Origin of the sequence: Nocardioides sp. NPDC127503 (assembly GCF_040302165.1) — a bacterium.
Classification (GTDB): Bacteria; Actinomycetota; Actinomycetes; order Propionibacteriales; family Nocardioidaceae; genus Nocardioides.
The window spans coordinates 288,819-309,380 of the sequence record NZ_JBEORH010000008.1; the positions used below are offsets into that span (position 1 = coordinate 288,819).

Here is a 20,562-nt window from a genome sequence, read left to right on the forward strand (position 1 = left end):
GGCTCATCCCATGACGACCAACAGCCCCGCCCGGACCGCGATCGAGGAGATCACGGGGCACGAGGCGTGGGCGATCATCCGTCGCTCCTCGCGGGCGGGTGACCGGGACACGGTCGGCATGCTGGCGGGCACCCGGTCCGTGGTCGAGTCGCTGCTCGACGTACCTCTCGAGGAGGGCACCCCGGAGCCGGGGAAGGTCGCCGACCGGCTGCTCGCGGTGCCGTTCCGGCAGGTGAGCGAGCGGGGCTTCGAGGCCCACGACGACGGCACCCCGCTGGTGGTCGTCGACGTGGAGCGCGAGTGGGAGTTCTCCGTCGCCGAGGTGATCGAGGCGCTTCCCGACGTCCCGGTGGAGTTCGTGGACCGCGGCGGGTTCGACGTCGACGACGACACCTACGCCGACCTGGTCAAGACCGTCATCGAGGACGAGATCGGCCAGGGCGAGGGCGCCAACTTCGTGATCGGCCGCCACTACCGGGCCCAGCTCGACGACTGGAACCACGAGCGCGCGCTCACCGTGCTGCGTCGCCTTCTGGAGCGCGAGCGCGGGGCGTACTGGACCTACTGCTTCTTCACCGGCGACCGCTACCTCATCGGCGCCTCGCCCGAGCGGCACGTGAGCGTCCACGGCGGCGACGTCCGGATGAACCCGATCTCCGGTACGTTCCGGCTGCCGCGCGACCTCGAGGGCAGCCCGGAGAAGATCGCCCACGACCTCAAGGGGCAGCTGACCGACTTCCTGAAGGATCAGAAGGAGGTCTACGAGCTCTTCATGGTGGTCGACGAGGAGCTCAAGATGATGTGCGACATCTGCGACCAAGGCGGCCAGGTGCTCGGGCCGTTCCTGAAGCCGATGTCGCGGCTGATCCACACCGAGTATCTGTTGGCGGGCCGCTCGGCGCGCGACCCGCGCGAGATCCTGCGCGACACGATGTACGCCGCCACCGTCACCGGCTCGCCGGTGGAGAACGCGTGCCGGCTGATCAAGAAGTACGAGCCGGAGGGCCGTGGCTACTACGGCGCTGCTCTCGCGCTGCTCGGCCGTGACGAGTCCGGTGCGCCGACGGTCGATTCGCCGATCGTGATCCGCACCGCGGACGTGTCTGTCGACGGCCGGCTGAAGGTGAGCGCCGGCGCGACGCTGGTGCGCGACTCCGACCCTGTATATGAGGTGGCGGAGACGCACGCCAAGGCCGGCGGGATCCTGTCGGCCTTCGGGCTGGTGCCGGCCGCGCCCGCGCTCGCGCAGGACGTCTCCGAGCTGGTCAACGACGAGGACCTGCTGCTGACCCTGGCCGCCCGCAACCGTCGACTGTCGTCGTTCTGGCTCACCGACCAGGGCGACGAGGAGCCCTCGGCCCACCTCGCCGGGAAGCACGCGGTGATCCTCGACGGCGAGGACGATTTCGTACGCATGCTGCGCCACGTCCTCCGGGTGCTCGGCATGACGTCGTCGGTCGTCCGGCACGAGGACTACGAGGACGGTGCCTTCAAGGGTGCTGATCTCGTCATCGTCGGGCCGGGCCCGGGCGACCCGCGCGATGGCTCCGACCCGAAGATGGCCAAGCTGCGCGCCGCCGTTGCGTCTCTGCTCGAGACCGAGCAGCCGTTCCTGGCGGTGTGCCTCGGCCATCAGGCGCTGTGCCACCAGCTCGGGATCGGGCTGCACTACAAGGACATCGTCTTCCAGGGCACCCAGACCCGCGTCGGTCTCGGGTTCGGTGGGCGGCCGCGCCGCGAGCGGGTCGGCTTCTACAACACCTTCGTCGGACGGGTGGGTTCCACGGAGCTGCCCGCGGGGGTGTCGGTGGATGCAGATCCCGAGACGGGTGACATCCACGCCCTCTCCGGGCCCCACTACGCCGGCATCCAGTTCCACGCGGAGTCGGTCCTCACCGAGCGCGGCTACGACCTCATCCACGACGTCGTCAGCGATCTGCTCGCCCAATGACCAGAGTCGTCGTGGTCGACCACCACGACTCCTACGTGTGGAGCCTCGTCCACATGATCGCGCAGGTCACCGGGGCCCTTCCGGATGTCGTGGAGCACGACGAGGTGAAGCTCGGGGACCTCGCCGGCTACACCCATGTGGTCCTCTCGCCCGGGCCCGGCCACCCGGCCGACCCCGCGGACTTCGCGGTCGGGCGGGACGTACTCCTGGACGCGGGGTGGCCCGTCCTCGGCGTCTGCCTGGGGATGCAGGGGCTGGTGACTGCCTACGGCGGCGTCGTCGACCGGATCGAGCCTGCCCACGGTGAGGTCGCTCGGGTGACGCATGACGGTCGCGGGGTCTTCGCAGGCATCCCGTCGCCACTCGAAGCGGTCCGCTACCACTCGCTGGCGGCCGTTTCCGTGCCTGACGTCCTGAAGGTGACGGCCCGTTCCGAGGACGGGGTCGTGATGGGCGTACGTCATCGGCTGCTGCCGCTGGAGGGCGTCCAGTTCCACCCCGAGTCGGTGCTCTCGCAGCACGGTGCGGCGATGGTCGCGAACTTCTTGGGTCGACCGGGGCCACGATGAGCGTCGAGGATCTCTTCGCCGAGGTCGCCGCGGCCCACCCCCGCTGTGTGTGGCTCGATGGTGGTGGCGCGCGTGAGTGGTCGGGCACCCGGTCGCTCATCGGCTGGCTGGAGAACGACGACGTCTCGCTGACCTACTCGGCAGCGCGCCGTGAGGTGCTGCGCCACGCCGGAGGCCGCTCCGAGGTCATCGGCGACGACATCTGGCAGGTTCTCGAGCGCGAGGTCGGCCCGGGGGAGCAGTGGTTCGGCTACCTCGGCTACGCCTGTCGGCCCGATCTCCCCGCCGCCCCCTCGGGCGACGTTCCGGATGCCGTCTGGATGAGGCCGTCCCACGTGCGGATGTTCCACCACGAGCAAGCGGTTCGACGGGACGATCTTGTCGGCCACCCACACGTAGACCGACAAGAACGTCCCGTCGTACCAACGGCGTATGCCGCCGCCTTCGACCAGGTCCAGGAAGCACTGCACGCCGGCGACACCTACGAGGCGAACCTGACCTACAGGACCACGGTCCACACCGAGGCCGACCCGGTGGAGACCTACCTGCGACTCAGGAGCATCAACCCGGCGCCGTACGCCGGCTTCCTCCAGCACGACGTGGCCGGCCACGCCGCGTGGCTGCTGAGCTCGAGCCCGGAGCGGTACGCCCTGATCGATGCCGACCGCGTGATCGAGACGAGACCGATCAAGGGCACGACCCCGAGGGGCGCGAACGACGCGGAGGACGCGGCCAACGCGGAGCTGCTGCGTACCGATCCCAAGCTCCGCAGCGAGAACCTGATGATCACCGACCTGCTCCGCAACGACCTGGCGATGGTCTGCGAGCCGGGGACGGTCGAGGTGCCGGACCTGATGAAGGTCGAGTCCTACCCGAGCGTGCACCAGCTCGTCACGACGGTTCGCGGCCATCTCCGGGACGAAATATCGACGGTCGAGGCGCTGCGACGGCTCTTCCCCGCCGGCTCGATGACCGGCGCCCCCAAGCTCCGCACGATGGAGGTCATCGCGCGAGCGGAAGAACATCTCGGCGGCCCCCGCTCCGCCTACTCGGGGGCCTTCGGCTGGATCTCGGGCGATGGCCCGGCCGACCTCGGGGTCATCATCCGCACCCTTACCACGTACGACACCGCCACCTGGCAGGTCGGCACCGGTGGCGGGATCACGGTCAGATCCGATCCGGACGAGGAAGCAGCCGAGGCTGGCTGGAAGGCCGAACGCGTACGCGCCGCGCTCGGCCTTCCAGACTGACGATCAGACCGGGACGGCGCCGCTGTACCAGCGCTGCCACGAGATCGAGTAGATGCGGACGGAGCCGCTGCCGATCCGGGAGGCCATGGCCTGGAAAGTGTTGGCGCCGCCGCTGTGGGAGATGGTGCACCGGGTCACGTACGAGTCGCTGTTCACCGTGACCGTGGTCCCGAAGGCCTGCGGCTGCAGGTTGGCGGTGCCGTTGCCCTTGATGCGAACGCAGTAGCGGTAGCGGATGTCCGCCCTCGTCGAGAACGACGAGCCGAGAGCGGTCCACGAGGTCGACGACAAGGCCCTGTCGACCGTCGTGGTTCTGAGTGTCCCCCAGCCCGATGCGCTAGCGGGCTGAGGCAAAGCGGCCAGCGTCCCGAGCGCGATCATGAGCGAGACGAGGAGGCCGGCCAAGGCGCGGCCAGGGTTCCGACGGACGTGGGTATTCAACGAGCCCTCAATTCTTGGACGGTGGATCGATATGGCACTGGTGAACTCGTGACTATGGACCAGGGGCCGTTCCTCTGACTCCCGTACAAAACCCGTACCCGTTCATGGTGTGGCGCGTCCGCCAGGAGGGTCCGGAGTGGCAGACAAGAAAATTTTTGTGCCGTACATCGTGGACGTGGTCACCAGCTATTGGATCGTTCATAAAACGAGGACTACCGTGGACCCATCATGGCGACCATCGACGACAAAGCCCTGCCACATGTGATCGTGCTCTTCGGTGCGACCGGTGATTTGGCGCGCCGCAAACTCCTGCCTGGCCTGCTCAGACTCAACGAGGCCGGGCTGATGACGGATGCCCAGATCGTCGGCACGTCACTCGAGGATCTGTCCGACGAGCAGTTCATGGAGTTCGCTCGTGAGGCTTGCGAGGAGTTCGGCAAGGGCGACATCACCGACGAGCGCTGGGAGGCGTTCGGAGGGATGCTCTCCTACGTTTCGACCAAGGAGGGCCCGCACGCGCTCGCCGACGCGGTGAAGCTCGCCGAGAAGAAGCTCCAGGGGCTCGGCAGCGACGTACGCCGCCTCCACTACCTCAGCGTCCCGCCCAAGGCCGCTCAGGACGTGATCCGTCAGCTCGAGGAGGCCGACCTCGTCGAGCGCGCCCGGATCATCATGGAGAAGCCCTTCGGCACCGACCTCGAGTCGGCCAAGGAGCTCAACGCCAAGATCCACGAGGTCTTCTCCGAGGAGCAGATCTTCCGGATCGACCACTTCCTCGGCAAGGAGGCCGCGCAGAACATCCTGGCCTTCCGCTTCGCCAACGGACTCTTCGAGCCGATCTGGAACCGCAACTTCATCGACCACGTCCAGATCGACATCCCCGAGACGCTGGGTCTGGAGGGACGGACCGCGTTCTACGAGAGCACCGGCGCCTACCGCGACATGGTCGTGACCCACCTGATGCAGGTGCTGGCGTTCATGGCGATGGAGCCGCCGACCTCGCTTGCTCCCGACCCGATCGGCGAGGAGAAGAACAAGGTCTTCCGGTCGATCCAGCCGCTGGACCCGCGCAACGTGGTGCGTGGTCAGTACTCCGGCTACCGCGGCAAGAACGAGGTCGCCGACGACTCCGACACCGAGACGTTCATCGCGATGAAGGTGATCATCGACAACTGGCGCTGGGCCGGCGTGCCGTTCTTCCTGCGCACCGGCAAGAAGTTGGCCGAGGGCGCGCGGATCATCTCGATCGCGTTCAAGGAGCCGCCGCTGACGATGTTCCCGTCCAACTCCGGCGCCGGCACCCAGGGCCCCGACCACCTCACCTTCGACCTCGCCGACCAGTCGAAGATGTCGCTGTCGTTCTACGGCAAGCGCCCCGGGCCCGGCATGAAGCTGGAGAAGCTCTCCATGCAGTTCGCCACCCAGGAGACGACCTCCTCGACCGGCGTCCTCGAGGCGTACGAACGCCTCATCCACGACGCCATGCGTGGCGACCACACGCTCTTCACCACCGCCGAGGGCATCGAGACGCTCTGGGAGATCTCCCAGCCGCTCCTCGAGAACCCTCCGCCCGTGCGCCTCTACGCCCCCGGCTCCTGGGGACCCAACTCGATCCACCAGCTGATCGCCCCGCACGCCTGGCGCCTCCCCTTCGAGCGCTCCTGGCGCGAGACGAAGAAGCACTAGCCGAAACGGCGCGTACGTCGGCCGAGACGTCAGTCCGGTCGGCCGAGTTGGCACCTGCGTGACGTCTCGACCGGCGCGCGCGACGTCTCGGACGACGGGGCCGACGTCTCGGCTACGGGGCGTTCGCGCTCAGCTGCTCGAGGAGGGCTTGGGCGGCGCGGTCGATGGCGTCGCCGTCGTAGGGCTCCAGGTCGACGGAGTTGAAGCTCTGGATCAGGGTGCCGTTCTGGACGAAGCCGGTGACGGCGTACGAGTTGACGCCCTGCTGCTTGACCATCCGGGCGTCATCGGCGCCCTTGACGTCGGGCTCGCTGACGTCCCCGGACTTCACGTCCATGGTCTTCCACGCTTCCGCGAGGGTGCCCTTGAAGGGCAGGTAGTTCAGTTCGTACGCAGTCCCGCCCGACTTCTCGGGAAGCAAGGCACAGCGGGGTGCCGCCGAGGTGCCCCTTTCGACGCGGAGCTGGGCGCCGAGGGCCTTCTCCACGGGGGCGATGTCGAGCCCGTCGCAGGGGTTGAACGTCTCCTTGGAGGCATGCTCCGGGGATGATGCGGAGGCGGACGCTGACGGAGCGGCGGGCTCCTCGGCTCCGCAGGCAGCGAGGAAGAGCAGCGCCACCAGACTGGGCGCCAGAACGGCGTACTTCAAAGGTTCAACCCTCAATTGTTCAGCACCGCCGTGGGCGGTTCTGTCGGCTTGGGAGCGGCGGAGCCGGGCAGGCGCATGGTCATCCGCGCACCGCCGTGCGGGGAGCGGGCTGCGGAGACCGACCCGCCGGTACGCTCGGCGACCTGCCGGACGATAGCGAGGCCGAGCCCCGAGCCAGGCATCGAGCGGGCCTCCGTGGAGCGGTAGAACCGGTCGAAGACGTACGGGATGTCGTCCTCGGCGATACCCGGCCCCTCGTCGTCGACGTTGAGCACGCCATCGTGGAGCGAGACGTGCACCGTGCCCGACTCCGGCGACCACTTGGCGGCGTTGTCGAGGAGGTTGGTGACCGCGCGCTCCAGTGAGCTGGTGTCGCCCATGACCCACCATGGCGCCATCTCCTCGGAGAAGGTCACCGACGGTGCGCGCAGACGGACACGCGAGAGCGCCCGGTCCACGACCTCGGAGAGGTCGACCGTCTCCAGCGTGGGCTCGGCCGGCGCGTCGCGGGCCAGCTCGACGAGGTCGCCGATCAGATTGGTGAGCTCCTCGATCTGGGCACGGATGTCGCCGAGCAGCTCAGCTCGCTGCTCGCCCGATATCGAGGCATCGGCCTGGGTGAGGAGCTCGACGTTGGTGCGGAGCGAGGTCAGCGGCGTACGCAGCTCGTGCGAGGCGTCGGCCACCAGCTGTCGCTGCCGGTCCCGGGAGGCGGAGACGGCGGACAGCATCCGGTTGAACGATGTGGCCAGCCGGGCGATCTCGTCGTCGCCCTCGACCGGGAGCGGGGTGAGGTCCTCGGTGGTCGCGATCCGGTCGACCGAGGCAGTGAGCCGTCTCACCGGTCGCAGTCCGCCCGCTGCCACGAGCCAGCCCGCGAACGCTGCGGCGACCACCCCGGCGGCGCCGAAGAAGAGCACGACGAGCCCGAGTCGCTTGTACATCTCTTGCTGTGGCCCCAGCGACTGCGCCAGCATCAGCGCGGAGTTGCTCTCGGGGATCGGGACGGTGACGACCCGGAAGACGCCCACCTTGGTGGAGACCGTACGGACCGACTGCTTGGCCTCGCGCTTGGCCACCGCCTCCTCCGGCGCGCCGGGCCGCGGGAACGTGCCGAGCGTCGGCGACCAGTAGTTGTGCGAGTCGTCGACCTCGGCGACCTGGATGTCGCCGGCGTTGAGCACCCAGGTCGGGAAGGCCGCCCCTGTTCGTGCGTCCTGGATCGACGCGGTGTTGGCTGCGGCGGAGGTGGCTCGCTTCAGCAGCGACTCGTCCATGTTGGCCTGCAGCTGGATGCGTACGACGAAGTAGAGCCCGATCGCGATCAGCGCGATCGAGCCGGCGACCGCGAGAGTCGTCAGCAGGGTGACCCGGCCCGCCAGAGAGCCGCGGTAGCGCGAGCTGGCTGCCGGCGTGGTCACGGCGCTGCTCACGACTCCTTCAGGACGTAGCCGATGCCACGTACGGTGTGGATCAGCCGGGCCTCACCCTCGGCCTCGGTCTTGCGGCGCAGGTAGCCGACGTAGACCTCCAGTGAGTTGGCCGTCGTCGGGAAGTCGTAGCCCCACACCTCTTCGAGGATGAAGGACCGATCGAGTACGCGGCGGGGCCGACGCAGGAACATCTCCAGGAGCGTGAACTCGGTGCGGGTGAGCTCGATGGCGCGTTCGCCCCGGGTCACCTCGCGGGTGGTGGTGTTCATGGACAGGTCGGCGAAGTGCAGCGTCTCCTCGTCGTCCTCGCCGATCGGGGCCGCCCGGCGCAGCAGCGCACGCAGCCGGGCCAGCAGCTCCTCGAGCGCGAACGGCTTGGTGAGGTAGTCGTCGGCCCCGGCGTCCAGGCCGTCGACCCGGTCGCCGACGGCGTCGCGGGCGGTCAGCACCAGGATCGGTACGTCGTTGCCGGCTGCTCGCAGCGCCTTGGTGGCCTCGATGCCGTCGAGGCGGGGCATCATCACGTCCATCACGACCACGTCGGGATCATGGTTGGCGATGCCGGCGAGCGCCTCGGCGCCGTCGCCGGCCAGGGCGACCACGTAGCCGTTGAACTCCAACGACCGGCGCAGCGACTCACGCACGGCCTTGTCGTCGTCGACGACCAGCACGTGCGGCTTGTCGCCGGGGCTGTCGCTCGGGGTGGCAGGGCTGTTCACACTCCTACCTTGCCACCCCTCGCTGAGTCACCGCTGAGAGGACGCTGGTGTTTCCGCGAGATCGGCCCGCGTGTCGGAATACCCGGTTAACCGGCCTCTACAAATTTTTCGGGCCTGCACTTCTCAGGCAATGCAACACCCGAGAAGTGCAGGAAAGACCTGATAAGTCAGGCGTTCTCCTTGCGGAAGGTGGAGATGCCCCACCAGACCGCGAGCGCGAACAGGCCGAGGGTCCAGCCGACGCCCCAGCCGATGTCGGCCACTCCGAGGTCACCGAAGAACGAGGCTCGCACCGCGTCGACGATGTGCTTGGTCGGGATGACGTCGGCCAGCGTCTCGAGCCACGCGGCACCGAAGCTCATCGGCAGGAAGATGCCCGACAGCAGCAGGATCGGCATCAGCAGCATGTTGGTCACCGGCGCCATCACGTCCTCGCTCTTCACGAGCAGCGCGAACGCGTTGGAGGCGGCGGCACCGGCGCCACCGATCATTACGGTGATCGCGATCCCGACGAGGATCCCCACCGGCTTGAAGTCCATGCCCATCACCAGGCCGAGGGCGACCAGGATGATCGCCTGCACCAGGATCTGCAGCAGGTCGCGGTAGAGACGCCCGAACAGCAGCGCGCCACGCGACGCCGGGGTGACCCGCTCCGCCTCAATGACGCCCTCACGCCACTCGCCGATCAGCGAGAAGCCGGCGAACATGGCGCCGAAGATGCCGAGCTGGACGAGCATGCCGGGGACGAACCAGTTGTACGCATTGCCACCGAGCTCCTCGATGAGCGGCTCGAGCAGCGGGCCGAAGAGCACCAGGTAGAGGATCGGCTGCATCACACCGATGAGCACCCAGGCCGGGTTGCGGAGGTTCATCCGCAGCTGGCGGTTGAAGACGACCATCGACTCCCGGAAGAAGCCGGACTTGAGGACGGGCTGTTGGAACTCGGTCATGACCGGGCCTCCTGGGTCTGGTCGGCGGCCTCTTCGGCCTCGGGTGTGCCTGAGTCGGCGTCGCGCAGCGATCGTCCGGTCAGCGTCAGGAAGACGTCGTCCAGGGTGGGTCGGGCGACCTCGATCGATTCCAGCGAGACCCCGTTGGACTCCAGATCGCGCAGCAGCCCGGGGACTGCTTTCCCGGCCCGCGGCACACGGCCGCTGACCAGTCGCTCGTCGACCTCGACGGTCTCCGAGATCGAGCCGAGCTTGTCGCGCGCGATCGCGACCTGCTCGTCGGTGGCGACCTCCAGCGAGACCAGGTCGCCGGAGACGGCGGCCTTGAGGTTCTCCGGGGTGTCGTTGGCGACGATGCGGCCTTGGTCGATGACCATCACCCGGTCGGCGAGGGTGTCGGCCTCGTCGAGGTAGTGGGTGGTCAGGAAGACCGTGGCCCCGTGGTCCGTACGCAGCGAGGCGATGTGGTCCCACAGGTTGGCCCGCGCCTGCGGGTCGAGGCCGGTGGTGGGCTCATCGAGGAAGACCAGCTTGGGGGCGTGGATCAGCGCCATCGCGATGTCGAGGCGGCGCTTCTGCCCGCCGGACATGTTGCGGGGCTTGCGGCGCCAGAGCCCGTCGAGCTGAAGCCGCTCGAAGAGAGCCTGCCCGTGGGCGACCGCGTCCTTCTTGGACATCCCGTAGAGCATGCCGTGGTCGACGACCTCGTCGCCGGCGTAGGCGCCAGAGAAGGTCGATCCGACCTGAGAGCAGTAGCCGATGCTCCGCCGGACCTCGACGGACTGCTTGGCCACGTCGAAGCCCGCCACCGTGGCGGTGCCTGCCGTGGGCTTGAGGAGGGTGGTGAGGATGCGCAGGGTGGTGGTCTTGCCGGCGCCGTTCGGACCCAGGAAGCCGACCACCTCGCCCTCTTCGACGTCGACTCCGTCGACCGCGACGACTTCTTTCTTCTGCTTGCCATGGCCGGAGGCGAAGGTATGCCTCAGGCCGCGTGCGTGAATCATGTGTCACTCCCTTGTGCGTGCAAGTCCCAGACAAGCACGGACCATCGACAACAATCACCCGATTTTACCTGGGTGTTCAAACTTGAATGCCGTGAGTGTTCAATTTTGATCCCGCGATGTCAAACCAATTCGGCGGGACCCGCGACGGCTCAGCCGCGCAGCATCTCCCGGTAGCGCTTCCGGTCGGCGTCCATCTGCCATCCCGGGTCGTCCTCGGCCGGCGTCCAGCCGGGAGCGTCGCCGGCGAAGGCGAACTTGCCGCTGCGTACGTCGTCCAGGACCTCCACCAGCCACGCCCGCTCGGAGCGGAGCTTGTCGAGCTGAAGGCGCAGCGCAGCACCGGTGTGGGGCGGCGCCACGTGGGTGTTGGCCCGGATCGCGGCGTCGAGCTCCTTGTCGGTGCGCTCCAGAGCCTGCAGGCGGACACTCAGCTGCTGGATGACGGCGGGACGCTCCAGCAGCGGCGCCAGCGAGAACGCGGCGTAGAAGGAGACGCCGTTGTAGACGTCGACGGCCTGCAGCGAGCGGGCGACCAGGCGCTCGAGCTCTGCCCGACCGCTGGCGCTGATCTCGTAGACCGCGACCGCTCGCCCGTTGTCGACCAGATCGTGCCTGGTCAGATGGCCCTTCTCGGTCAGCGAGGTCAGCGCGTGGTAGATCGAGCCCGGGTTGATGTTGGCCCACTGGTCGACCTGCCACGACATCAGCTCGCGCCGGATCTGGTAGCCGTTGACGGGTTCGAACAGCGCCACTGCTCCCAGCAGCAGCATCCGTGTGTCGTCTCCGGCCATAGGGAGATTCTAGGGGCGGCAAGACCGGGCCTCAGCGCGACGTCAGCTGCCACAGGTGTCCGTCGGGGTCCGCGACGACCGCACGGTATTCACCCCACGGTGCAGACTCCGGCTCGATCATGCCGCGGCCGAGAGCCACAGCGGCCGCATAGCGCGCCTCGACGTCGTCGCGCGAGCCGAGCTCGATGGTGACCAGGCACTGCTTCGGACCTTCCGAAAGCAGCGTCGCCGCGTCCATCGGCTCGTCGTCGAGCTGGCCGGTGACCCACTTGAACCCACCGGTGGGGATCATCATCACCTCGCAGGAGTCCGACAGGGTCGCCCGCAACGGCTCAGGGACCCCGTCGTCGGCGAGCTCGCCCGGAGTCTCGAGGCCGAGGCCGTCACGCAGGAAGACATGGGACCGGGCGCGGTCCCGAGTGGGCAGTGCGATCGTCGTACGCATCCCGATCTCCTCAGTGACAACAGTGGTCGGCGGCTGGGGCGGTGTCCGATCCGAGATCGTCGTCGCGCCCGGCGGCGAGCCGCGACCACTGCGCCGTCGGGCGACCGTTCACGCCGGCGCGGTGGTTGGTCGTGGCGGCCTCCTCACTGCGGAACTGGCTGCCGTCGATGCCGGTACGCCGCGGCCAGCCCTCCGGTGAGTCCTCCCAGGTCTCCTGCCGTCCGTAGACGGTCATGTCCAGGATCCCGTATGACGGCGACATCGGCTCCACGCCGCGACCGGTCGTGCGGTACGTCTCGAAGACCCGGTCGCCGTCGCGCAGGTAGCAGACCTTGCCGCCGAAGAACCCGCGGGCGTCGAGGACGTCCCACGACTCCTCGGGCACGGAGTACCACGGCATCTCCCACCCCATGAAGTCCCGGTAGCGAGAGCTCTCCAGGTAGGGCCCCTGGCAGAAGACTGCGTACGTCACCCCGCGCGCGTGCAGGTAGCCGAGCTCGCTCACGCCGCCGCTGAAGAACGTGCACCCCTCGCACTGGTCGGCGGCGGCATGGCCGTTGTGCCACATGTGGTAGCTCGCGAAGAGCTGCGTACGCCCCTCGAAGGCGCCCAGCAGGCTGACCCGTCCGGCGGCGCCGGCGAGCGGTGCGGCCGCGTCGACCTCGGTCATCGGGAGCCTTCGGCGCGCAGCGGCGAGAGCGTCGCCCTCACGCGTGTGCGCCTTCTCGCGGTCGAGGAGCGCATCGCGCTCGTGCAGATAGGTCGTCCGGTCGACGACGGTCGGAAGTGAGATGGTCATGCTGACTACGTTAAACATAGTTGATACTCTTGTGAAGAGAGTTTGGAGGATCGATGCCGAAGAAGCAGACGTACGCCGACCTGGGTGATGCCTGCGCGACCGCGCACGCCATGGACGTCATCGGGGACCGGTGGAGCATGGTGATCGCCCGCGAGCTGTTGCTCGGTCCGCGCCGGTTCGCCGACCTGGCCTCGGCAGTTGTGGGGATCACGCCTGCCGTACTCACCTCCAGACTGAAGGCGCTGCGGGACAGCGGTGTCGTCGAGCAGGCCCGGCTCGACGATCTCGGCCAGACCCGCGTCTACCGGCTCACCGAGTGGGGCCAGGGGCTGGAAGACGTGATGCGGTCGCTCGGTCACTGGGCGCAGTGCTCGCCCGGCTTCCCGGTGGACGGGAGCATGACCCCCGACGGGGTGATCGTCGCGATGCGCACGATGGCCCCCTACGCCACGATGGCCGAGTGGGGCGACGGCCCCGTCCAGATCGCGATCGAGCTGCACGACGAGCGGCGTCCCGCCGCAGGCGTACGCCGCTACCGGCTGCACTGGGACGAGGACCGTTTCGAGCTGACCGAGGGTGCGGACGACGAGTCCGCGACGACCGTCTCCGGCGACTCGTCGGCATGGGCCGACGTCGTCTTCGCCGGGAGCTCGGTCGGCTCGATGGCCGTCGAGGGAGACCAGCGGGCCGTGGAGCGGGTGGCTGCTGCGTACGCCGCCATCGCCTAGCCACAGCACTTTCAGCAGGCACGCCGGGACTTCTGGCTCTGACGACCCGTAGTTCGGGCTCACTACGCTCGATGCGATCGAATGACTCGGAGAGGATCGACGTGACCCTGAACCTGACTTACGGGGACCTGGGAGACGCGTGCGCGGCCGCGCACGCACTGGACCTGATCGGTGACCGGTGGAGCCTGATCGTGGTGCGCGAGCTGATGTTCGGGCCGCGTACGGCACGTGACCTGGAGTCTTCCGTGATCGGCGTCAGCACCGACGAGCTCAAGGACCGGCTGCTGTTCTTGGAGCACGCCGGCGTCGTGGTCGAGACCGAGCTCGGCTACATCACCAAGACGACGGCCTACGCCCTCACCCCGTGGGGCCGCGAGCTCGAGACGATCCTCGGAGCGCTCGGTCGCTGGGCCCACGGCTCGACCCGCTTCCCGATCATGTCCGCCGGGATGACGCCCAGCGGTGTGATGGTGGCGATGCGCACGATGGTGCCCCCCGGCAGCGCGACGACCCCCGAGCCGATCAGCGTCGCCTGGGAGCTGACCGACGCCCGCCGTCCGGACGCCGACCCGCAGCAGTTCCGGCTCGTCTGGAAGGGCAACCAGTTCGACCTCGCCGAGGGCACGCTCGAGGACGCCGACGTCACCATCGCGGGCGACTCGACGGCCTGGACCGGCGTCGTGTTCATGGGTTTCCCCGTGGACGCGGCGATCGCCGAGGCCGGGCTCAAGGTCGAGGGTGACCGCGCTGCGCTCGACCGCGTGCTCGGGCTCTTCGCGGACACACTCGCCCAGGCCAGCTGAACCTAGGGGGCGGGGTCGGCGCAGAAGGCGATCAGCTCGCCCCGGGCCTTGCCCTCCTCGATCAGCTGACCGACGTCGAGCGGGACATGCTTCAGATCGCCGAGCGGGGTGCGGATGATGGCGCTCTCCCGGCGCCAGGGCGCGATCGTCGGCGGAGCCACGCAGCGGTGCTGCTCGAGCATCGCGGCGAGCTCGGGCTGCTCCCGCTTCGCCAGCGACCGGGGCTCGGACGGCGTGGTGATGGCAACCAGACAGAAGGCTGCCAGCGCGGTCAGAGCGCATACCTTCATGGCGACGACGACCAGCGTCAGATGTCGCGGAGTGTCCGAGTGCACGCCTACCACAACGACAGATGGCCCCGACGGTAACGGGTCCGATGGTCACTATGACGAACGTCCCATCCGGACACCGGGCGCAGACCAGGGGCAGAGTCGCTAGTGTCGCGTCATGCCTTCGCGTACGTCTTCCTGGTTCTCCTCGCCCGCCGAGGCCGTCACCCGTATGGGAGACGTCGGCTACCTCGCGGACGACTCGACCGCGCTGACGACCTACCTCGCGGGGGCGCTCGAGAAGCCGGTGCTCGTCGAAGGACCGGCCGGTGTGGGCAAGACCGAGCTGGCCAAGGCGATCACCCGCGCGACGGGGGCCGAGCTGGTCAGGCTGCAGTGCTACGAGGGCCTGGACGAGGCCCGCGCGCTGTACGAGTGGAACTACAAGAAGCAGCTGCTCCGCATCCAGGCCGCCAACGACGGCCAGGCGTGGGAGGAGACCCACGACGACATCTTCTCCGAAGAGTTCCTGCTGACCAGGCCGCTGCTGACCGCGATCCGCCGTGAGGAGCCGACGGTGCTGCTCATCGACGAGGTCGACAAGACCGACGTCGAGGTCGAGGGGCTGCTGCTCGAGGTGCTCTCCGACTTCCAGGTGACCATCCCCGAGCTCGGCACGATGACCTCGACCCGCCGCCCGCTGGTCGTGCTCACCTCCAACGCCACCCGCGAGCTCTCCGAGGCGCTCAAGCGACGCTGCCTCTACCTCCACCTCGACTACCCCGAAGCCGACCGGGAGCGCGAGATCGTGCTCTCCCAGGTGCCCGGGCTCGACGACAAGGTGGCGCGTCAGCTCGTCTCCGTGGTCGGCAGGCTGCGCGAGCTCGAGCTCAAGAAGTCGCCCTCGATCGCCGAGTCGGTCGACTGGGCGCGCACCCTGATCGCGCTGGAGATCACCGACCTCTCCGACAAGGCCGTCGCCGACACCCTCGGCGTCGTCCTCAAGCACTCCTCCGACGTCGACCGCGCGGTCCGAGAGCTGCGGTTGAAGAGGTGACTCTCCTCGACCGGCACATCGAGTTCCTCGAAGCACTTCGGGGAGCGGGGCTGCCGGTGTCGCTCTCCGAGGGCCTCGACGCTGTCACCGCCCTCGGCCTGATCGGCTGGAACGACCGGACCCAGGTCAAGGAGGCGTACGCCGCGACCCTGGTCAAGCGCGCCAACCAGCGAGCCACCTTCGACGGGCTCTTCGAGCTCTACTTCCCGCGGATGGTCGGCTCGGGGATGGACGCCGAGGCCGAGGCCGCCGGAGTGGCGAAGGACGGGCCCGAGGCGCTCTCCGAGTTCACCTCGCGACTGAGCGAGGCGCTGGAGGCCGACGACGTCGAGATGCTCCGTCAGCTGGCCGCCGAGGCGGTGGCGCGCTTCGGTGCGATGCCCGGTCGTGGCCCCGGGCTGAGCTCGTGGTCGTCCTACACCGCGCTGCGCCGGCTCTCGACCGACGAGCTCACCTCGAGGCTCATCGAGGGGCTCCAGCAGGGCGGCTGGACCGATGAGGAGGCTGCCCGGGTCGGCACCCGTCGGGTGGACCGTTTCTCGGGCCTGGTGGAGGCCGACGCCCGCCGCCGGATAGCGGAGGAGAAGGGCCCCGAGCAGATCGCCAAGATCGCCGTACGCCCCACCATCGAGAAGCTCGACTTCCTGCACGCGCGGCGGGCCGACCTGGAGGCGCTCCGGCGCGAGATCTACCCCTTGGCGCGCCGGCTGGCGACCCGGCTCACCCAGGAGCATCACGCGCGCCGGCGAGGAGCGGTGGACCTGCGGCGTACGCTCCGGTCCTCGATGTCCACCGGCGGGGTTCCCGTCGACCTGCGCTTCAGGCCGAAGCGGCCGCATCGCACCGAGCTGGTGATCCTGTGCGACGTGTCGGGTTCGGTGTCCAACTTCGCGACGTTCACGCTGATGCTCGTCTTCGCGCTGCGCGAGCAGTTCGGCAAGGTGCGCGCGTTCACCTTCGTCGACGAGATCCACGAGGTCACGTCCTACTTCAAGCCCGGCGCCGACCTGGTCGACACGATGACCGAGCTGACGAAGGCGACCGAGCACGCGGCCCGGATGGGACGCACCAACTACGGCCGCGCCTTCTCGCTCTTCCAGGAGCGCCACGCCGACGCCCTCGGCCCGAAGTCGTCGCTGCTGATCCTCGGCGACGCCCGGTCCAACTACTCCGACCTCGCCGTCGACTCGCTGCGCGCGATGGCCGACGCGAGCAGGCACGCCCACTGGCTCAACCCCGAGGTCCGTACGCAGTGGGACACCGGTGACTCCGAGGCGACGCGCTACGGCTCGATCATCGAGATGCGGGAGTGCCGCAACCTCACTCAGCTCTCCGAGTTCGTCCACGACCTGGCGTAACGCTGGCCGTGCCGTTGACGGGATCGTTCAAGACCGAGAGTTGGGCGTGATGGAGGAGGCGCGGAGCACGTACGTCTACAAGGTGCTCGAGGCGGCGTGGGGAATCTGGATCTCGATCACGGCGGTGGCGAGGCACACCGACGCCGAGGGCGCATACCGCGACTTGTTGAAGACAACTCTTGACTTCGCGGGGACGGCAGCCGAGCTGCCGACGGAGTACCAAGACGCTTTGCGGGCCGGCTGGGCGAGGATTGCCCTCGACGTCCTTCGGGCAACTGGAAGGCCTATTCGGGTGACGATCGAAGATGTCACGTTCGTAGATACCGACTTCCAGATCGAAGGCCTTGCCGTTGCGATCTGCCGGTGGGCGGAGAGTGTTTTCGATATCAATGCCCATGAGGTCGACGTGGCATTTGACGCGGCAGCAAACTGCTACCGGATCGCCTGGCGCACGTGAACTCGGTGATGAGGAGGCGTGTCGACCGCTGACCTGGGGAGTGCCAGGCGTACCTGGTGCGCCTGGCACTCTTCAGATCCTCCGTATTCTGTGCGGTTGGAGAGCATGAATCCGGACTTCTGGAGTGGATGGTGAGGATGGCGCTACCGACGTCTCTGCGGGTGCCGGCGAACCTGCTCCGTCGTCAGGGTCTAGCAACAGCAGATCAGCGACGACGTGCTGCGATGCTCGCCGCTGTGTACGACGACATGTCAGACCGCAACTTGGCGATCGTGCTGGAGGACGTGCTCGGCGGCGACAGGCATGAACTCCTGCGTGAGGCGATTGATGCACACGAGAGGCTTGCTGACTCGCAGGATGTTCGTGACGCCAGGATGCTTCTCGAGGGAGCGGGCTGGCAGTTCGACGACGAATAGTCGGCCTCGCCGACCAGCAAGCCCGCTGCCAACAGCTGTCACTGCAGCTTCAGGTCGAGCCCGTAGACGATCCGGTCGGCGACCCCGACAGAGTCGGTGACGCACACGACCCGGTCGTCGGCGAGGAACCGGCGCCGGTCGGAGAGGACCGGGGTGCCGTCGGGGATCTGCAGGTCGTACGTCTCCTGCGGCGTCGGCATCCGCGACTCGATGTCCATCGCGACCGTGGTGACCTTCACCCCGACCGTGGCCAGCAGGTCCTTGATCGGCGGCTGCGGCCAGTCGTCGGACGGGGTGGCCAGCGGGGTGTCGATGACCAGCGGATAGGGGATGTAGGCCGTGGTGCGGTATTCGGCCGTGTCACCGCTGATGAAGAACGTGTAGGTGGTGCTGAGCAGCTCGCTGCGCGGGTCGAGGTCGAAGGCCTCCCCGAGCTTCTCGCCGGCCGCGATGACCTCGTAAGCGTGCTCGACCGAGATGCCGTCGTCCGGGCCGCGCGGCGGCTGGTGGTAGGCCGCGTCCGGCTTCGCCGGGTGGCTCGGGTCCGTGATCAGCATGCTCATCAGGTCGTAGCGGGTCTTGGTGGCGTCGCGTACGAACACACCACGGCCCTGCTCGCTGGTGATCAGGCCTTCGTTGCGGAGCACCGCCAGGCCTCGCCGGATCGTGGCGCGGTCGTAGGGGAAGGTGTCCATCAGCTCGGGCTCGGTCGGTAGACGCTCGCCGGGCTGGTAGGTGCCGTCGTCGATCTGGGCCCGTAGATAGTCGGCCACGTGGAGGTATTTCGGCAGGCCGCGCGGACGGGGATTGCTCATGGGAGAACACGTTACTAAGGCGTACAGATCCCGAATAGCCGCATAGCCCCACCCTTTCCGCCTTGACCCGTTGCAATGAGTGGACTTATGGTCGAACGTGTCTCGGGACGTTGGGCGTTCAGCCCGGCTGTGACCCCGGCGTCTCGAGGCACTCAACGACGAGACCATCGACATTCCTTGGGGGGAATTCGTGTTCGTAGACGACAGACTCAGCATGGGGTCCAGCGAGCGGCCGCCGGTCCTGGCCAAAGACCCGCTGGTCTACCGGACCGACCGGGGTAGCTTCTGGCACCTTCGCTCGGTCAAGAGGAGCCATGGGTACGTGCAGACCGTGTGCGGCCGCCGCCTCGGCACCTGGCACGTGCTGCCGCCGCGCAGGCTCAGCAAGGTCGCGCCCGATCAGGTCTGCGTCGGCTGCCTGCGCAAGACGCCGATCGGTGAGGTGAAGCGCCCGAGCGGGTCAGGCAACCTCGAGCAGGCTGAGGTCCGTGAGCCACTCGACCGGCGCGACGTCATCGGTGTAGACCGTCCCGCCCCGGATGCCCGGCTCGAGCCGGGCGGCGGAGTCGGTGAGGGTGCCGGCGAGGTCGGCGGGCTGCGACTTCGCGGTGGCGATGAGGTTGGCCTCGGGATCCGCATCCGGGTCGACGGTCGCGATCAGGTGGGTGTTGGTCGGGCCGGAGTCCGACCGCCACACGGCCTCGCCGAACGAGGTTCGCAGCGTTGCGGTGAGGACCTTCTCCAGCGCTGTGGAGCCCTCCGGGTGGGCTGAGTTCACGACGAGCACCCCGCCCGGGTTCAGGTGGGACTTCGCCAGCGCGAAGAACTCCTTCGTGGTCAGGTAGAACGGGATGTAGGGCTGGTGGTAGGCGTCGACCATGATCGCGTCGTACTTCCGGGTCTGCTTCTGCAGCCACGGGCGGGCGTCGGCGGTGTGGAGGTGGAGGTTGGGCTGGTCCTCGAGGTCGAAGAGCTTCTGGCCGACCTCGGTGACGTCCTCGTCGATCTCGACGGCGTCCACCCGGGTCTCGGGGGCGAAGTGACCGAACTGGCGCGCGGTCGTCCCGGCGGCCGAGCCCAGGATCGCCACCGACTTCGGGGCCTCCGCGCCGGCGTACGACAGCGAGAGCATCTCGTCCCAGTAGGCGCCGGTGAGCCATTCACCCTTGTTGTAGACCGAGTGCACGGCGTGGCCCTCGTTGAGCTCGAGGTAGCGGCTGCCGTCGTCGTACTCGACCACGCGGGCGTACTGGTATTCCGTCTCCTTCTCCCAGATCACCTCGCCGCCGTTGCTGGTCAGCGTCTTGATCGACCCGGTGGGCAGCGCGATCAGGGCGAGGATCACCGCCGGCACGACCGCGGCCGGCAGTCGGCGCTTGACCAGGTGCGGGATCGCGCAGACCGCCATCAGGAGAGCGAAGATCAGGAACGTACGCCGCGTCCCGACGACCGGGATGAGCAGCAGCGAGGCGGCGAAGGTGCCGACCAGGGAGCCGACCGTCGAGATCGCGTAGAGGCGCCCGGCCGCGTGGCCGGCGTCCTCGACCGCTTCGACGGTCAGCCGGACGGCGTACGGGCTGACGATGCCGAGCAGGAAGAGCGGGATCGCGAGCAGTACGCCGACCCCGACCAGCGAGCCGGCGAACGTGGCGATGCTGAGCTGGTCGACCGCCCTGACCGCGAGCGGGAGGAACGGGTCGGCGATGAACGGCACCGCGGCCAGGAGAGCCGCGGCGACGAGCACGATCTTGGCCAGGCCGGAGGGGTGCGGGTTCCGGTCGGCGATCCTGCCGCCGACGGAGTAGCCGATCGCGAGCGCGACCAGCACCGTCGCGATCGTGTTGGCCCACACGATCGTCGAGTCTCCGAACCACGGAGCGAGCAGCCGAGCCGCGGCCATCTCCGATCCCAGGGTGCCGGCACCGACGGTGAAGACGAGAAGCTCGAGCGCACGTGCACGCAGTTTCATGGA

22 protein-coding genes are annotated in these 20,562 nt (G+C 68.3%); 10 read left to right on the forward strand and 12 right to left on the reverse strand.

All coding sequences use genetic code 11. The features are described 5' to 3' along the window. Positions 1 to 10: 10 nt before the first annotated feature. From ABTW65_RS19510 to ABTW65_RS19520, 3 genes are read left to right on the forward strand one after another with little or no spacing between them, the layout of a single operon-like run. Positions 11 to 1,951 carry an anthranilate synthase family protein gene (locus tag ABTW65_RS19510; protein ID WP_350663089.1) on the forward strand — a complete coding sequence of 647 codons (1,941 nt, stop codon included), beginning with the start codon at positions 11 to 13 and terminating at the stop codon, positions 1,949 to 1,951. Beyond that, positions 1,948 to 2,520 (forward strand): anthranilate synthase component II, encoded by a 573-nt coding sequence (locus tag ABTW65_RS19515; RefSeq protein WP_350663091.1) that lies wholly within the window; start codon positions 1,948 to 1,950, stop codon positions 2,518 to 2,520. The genes ABTW65_RS19510 and ABTW65_RS19515 overlap by 4 nt, the downstream gene beginning before the upstream one ends. Next, entirely contained in the window at positions 2,517 to 3,770 is a 1,254-nt protein-coding gene (locus ABTW65_RS19520; protein WP_350663093.1) for an anthranilate synthase component I family protein, read from the forward strand. Before ABTW65_RS19515 ends, ABTW65_RS19520 begins: the two co-directional genes overlap by 4 nt. Positions 3,771 to 3,773: 3 nt before the next feature. On the opposite strand, the gene ABTW65_RS19525 is transcribed toward ABTW65_RS19520, so the two are convergent. Beyond that, a complete protein-coding gene (locus ABTW65_RS19525; RefSeq protein ID WP_350663095.1) occupies positions 3,774 to 4,061 on the reverse strand; it encodes a hypothetical protein in 288 nt (95 codons plus the stop codon). Between the two features lie 378 nt (positions 4,062 to 4,439). Between ABTW65_RS19525 and zwf the strand changes: the two genes are divergently transcribed. Continuing rightward, the gene (gene zwf / locus ABTW65_RS19530) at positions 4,440 to 5,897 is read left to right on the forward strand and encodes a glucose-6-phosphate dehydrogenase (protein WP_350663097.1); all 1,458 of its coding nucleotides are present in this window, start codon (positions 4,440 to 4,442) and stop codon (positions 5,895 to 5,897) included. Between the two features lie 112 nt (positions 5,898 to 6,009). On the opposite strand, the gene ABTW65_RS19535 is transcribed toward zwf, so the two are convergent. The 8 genes from ABTW65_RS19535 to ABTW65_RS19570 all read right to left on the reverse strand — a co-directional run bounded on the left by ABTW65_RS19535 (position 6,010) and on the right by ABTW65_RS19570 (position 12,687). Continuing rightward, a complete protein-coding gene (locus ABTW65_RS19535) occupies positions 6,010 to 6,546 on the reverse strand; it encodes a hypothetical protein (protein WP_350663099.1) in 537 nt (178 codons plus the stop codon). An 11-nt stretch (positions 6,547 to 6,557) separates the two neighbouring features. Continuing rightward, the gene (locus tag ABTW65_RS19540; RefSeq protein ID WP_350663101.1) at positions 6,558 to 7,979 is read right to left on the reverse strand and encodes a sensor histidine kinase; all 1,422 of its coding nucleotides are present in this window, start codon (positions 7,977 to 7,979) and stop codon (positions 6,558 to 6,560) included. Continuing rightward, positions 7,976 to 8,698: a response regulator transcription factor gene (locus ABTW65_RS19545; protein ID WP_502890618.1), complete on the reverse strand. Its 723-nt coding sequence runs from the start codon at positions 8,696 to 8,698 to the stop codon at positions 7,976 to 7,978. Before ABTW65_RS19545 ends, ABTW65_RS19540 begins: the two co-directional genes overlap by 4 nt. A gap of 167 nt (positions 8,699 to 8,865) precedes the next feature. Then, a complete protein-coding gene (locus tag ABTW65_RS19550) occupies positions 8,866 to 9,648 on the reverse strand; it encodes an ABC transporter permease (RefSeq protein WP_350663104.1) in 783 nt (260 codons plus the stop codon). Continuing rightward, entirely contained in the window at positions 9,645 to 10,652 is a 1,008-nt protein-coding gene (locus ABTW65_RS19555) for an ATP-binding cassette domain-containing protein (RefSeq protein WP_350663106.1), read from the reverse strand. Before ABTW65_RS19555 ends, ABTW65_RS19550 begins: the two co-directional genes overlap by 4 nt. A 149-nt stretch (positions 10,653 to 10,801) precedes the next feature. Further along, a complete protein-coding gene (locus ABTW65_RS19560) occupies positions 10,802 to 11,443 on the reverse strand; it encodes a PadR family transcriptional regulator (protein ID WP_350663107.1) in 642 nt (213 codons plus the stop codon). A gap of 31 nt (positions 11,444 to 11,474) precedes the next feature. Further along, positions 11,475 to 11,888: a VOC family protein gene (locus tag ABTW65_RS19565; RefSeq protein WP_350663109.1), complete on the reverse strand. Its 414-nt coding sequence runs from the start codon at positions 11,886 to 11,888 to the stop codon at positions 11,475 to 11,477. A gap of 10 nt (positions 11,889 to 11,898) precedes the next feature. Continuing rightward, positions 11,899 to 12,687: a DUF899 family protein gene (locus ABTW65_RS19570; protein ID WP_350663111.1), complete on the reverse strand. Its 789-nt coding sequence runs from the start codon at positions 12,685 to 12,687 to the stop codon at positions 11,899 to 11,901. A 53-nt stretch (positions 12,688 to 12,740) separates the two neighbouring features. On the opposite strand from ABTW65_RS19570, the gene ABTW65_RS19575 reads away from it, so the two are divergent. Both ABTW65_RS19575 and ABTW65_RS19580 read left to right on the forward strand, forming a co-directional pair. Continuing rightward, complete coding sequence (locus tag ABTW65_RS19575; protein ID WP_350663113.1) at positions 12,741 to 13,415, forward strand: winged helix-turn-helix transcriptional regulator; 675 nt, start codon at positions 12,741 to 12,743, stop codon at positions 13,413 to 13,415. Positions 13,416 to 13,516: 101 nt separating this feature from the next. Beyond that, on the forward strand, positions 13,517 to 14,218 hold the full coding sequence (locus ABTW65_RS19580; protein ID WP_350663116.1) for a winged helix-turn-helix transcriptional regulator: 702 nt from the start codon (positions 13,517 to 13,519) through the stop codon (positions 14,216 to 14,218). Between the two features lie 2 nt (positions 14,219 to 14,220). Here ABTW65_RS19580 and ABTW65_RS19585 read toward each other — a convergent pair whose 3' ends face one another. Beyond that, positions 14,221 to 14,508, reverse strand: a complete 288-nt coding sequence (locus ABTW65_RS19585) for a hypothetical protein (protein ID WP_350663117.1) — start codon at positions 14,506 to 14,508, stop codon at positions 14,221 to 14,223. 157 nt (positions 14,509 to 14,665) lie between these two features. Between ABTW65_RS19585 and ABTW65_RS19590 the strand changes: the two genes are divergently transcribed. The 4 genes from ABTW65_RS19590 to ABTW65_RS19605 are packed head-to-tail and all read left to right on the forward strand — an operon-like array spanning position 14,666 to position 17,775. Then, a complete protein-coding gene (locus tag ABTW65_RS19590; RefSeq protein WP_350663119.1) occupies positions 14,666 to 15,544 on the forward strand; it encodes an AAA family ATPase in 879 nt (292 codons plus the stop codon). Next, positions 15,541 to 16,902: a vWA domain-containing protein gene (locus ABTW65_RS19595; RefSeq protein WP_350663121.1), complete on the forward strand. Its 1,362-nt coding sequence runs from the start codon at positions 15,541 to 15,543 to the stop codon at positions 16,900 to 16,902. The genes ABTW65_RS19590 and ABTW65_RS19595 overlap by 4 nt, the downstream gene beginning before the upstream one ends. Positions 16,903 to 16,951: 49 nt before the next feature. Further along, a complete protein-coding gene (locus tag ABTW65_RS19600; protein ID WP_350663123.1) occupies positions 16,952 to 17,359 on the forward strand; it encodes a hypothetical protein in 408 nt (135 codons plus the stop codon). 56 nt (positions 17,360 to 17,415) lie between these two features. Next, positions 17,416 to 17,775, forward strand: coding sequence for a hypothetical protein (locus tag ABTW65_RS19605; protein WP_350663126.1), 360 nt, complete (start codon positions 17,416 to 17,418; stop codon positions 17,773 to 17,775). Between the two features lie 38 nt (positions 17,776 to 17,813). Here ABTW65_RS19605 and ABTW65_RS19610 read toward each other — a convergent pair whose 3' ends face one another. Next, on the reverse strand, positions 17,814 to 18,590 hold the full coding sequence (locus ABTW65_RS19610) for a GntR family transcriptional regulator (protein WP_350663128.1): 777 nt from the start codon (positions 18,588 to 18,590) through the stop codon (positions 17,814 to 17,816). 460 nt (positions 18,591 to 19,050) lie between these two features. Further along, on the reverse strand, positions 19,051 to 20,559 hold the full coding sequence (locus ABTW65_RS19615) for a spermidine synthase (RefSeq protein WP_350663129.1): 1,509 nt from the start codon (positions 20,557 to 20,559) through the stop codon (positions 19,051 to 19,053). Positions 20,560 to 20,562: the final 3 nt, after the last annotated feature.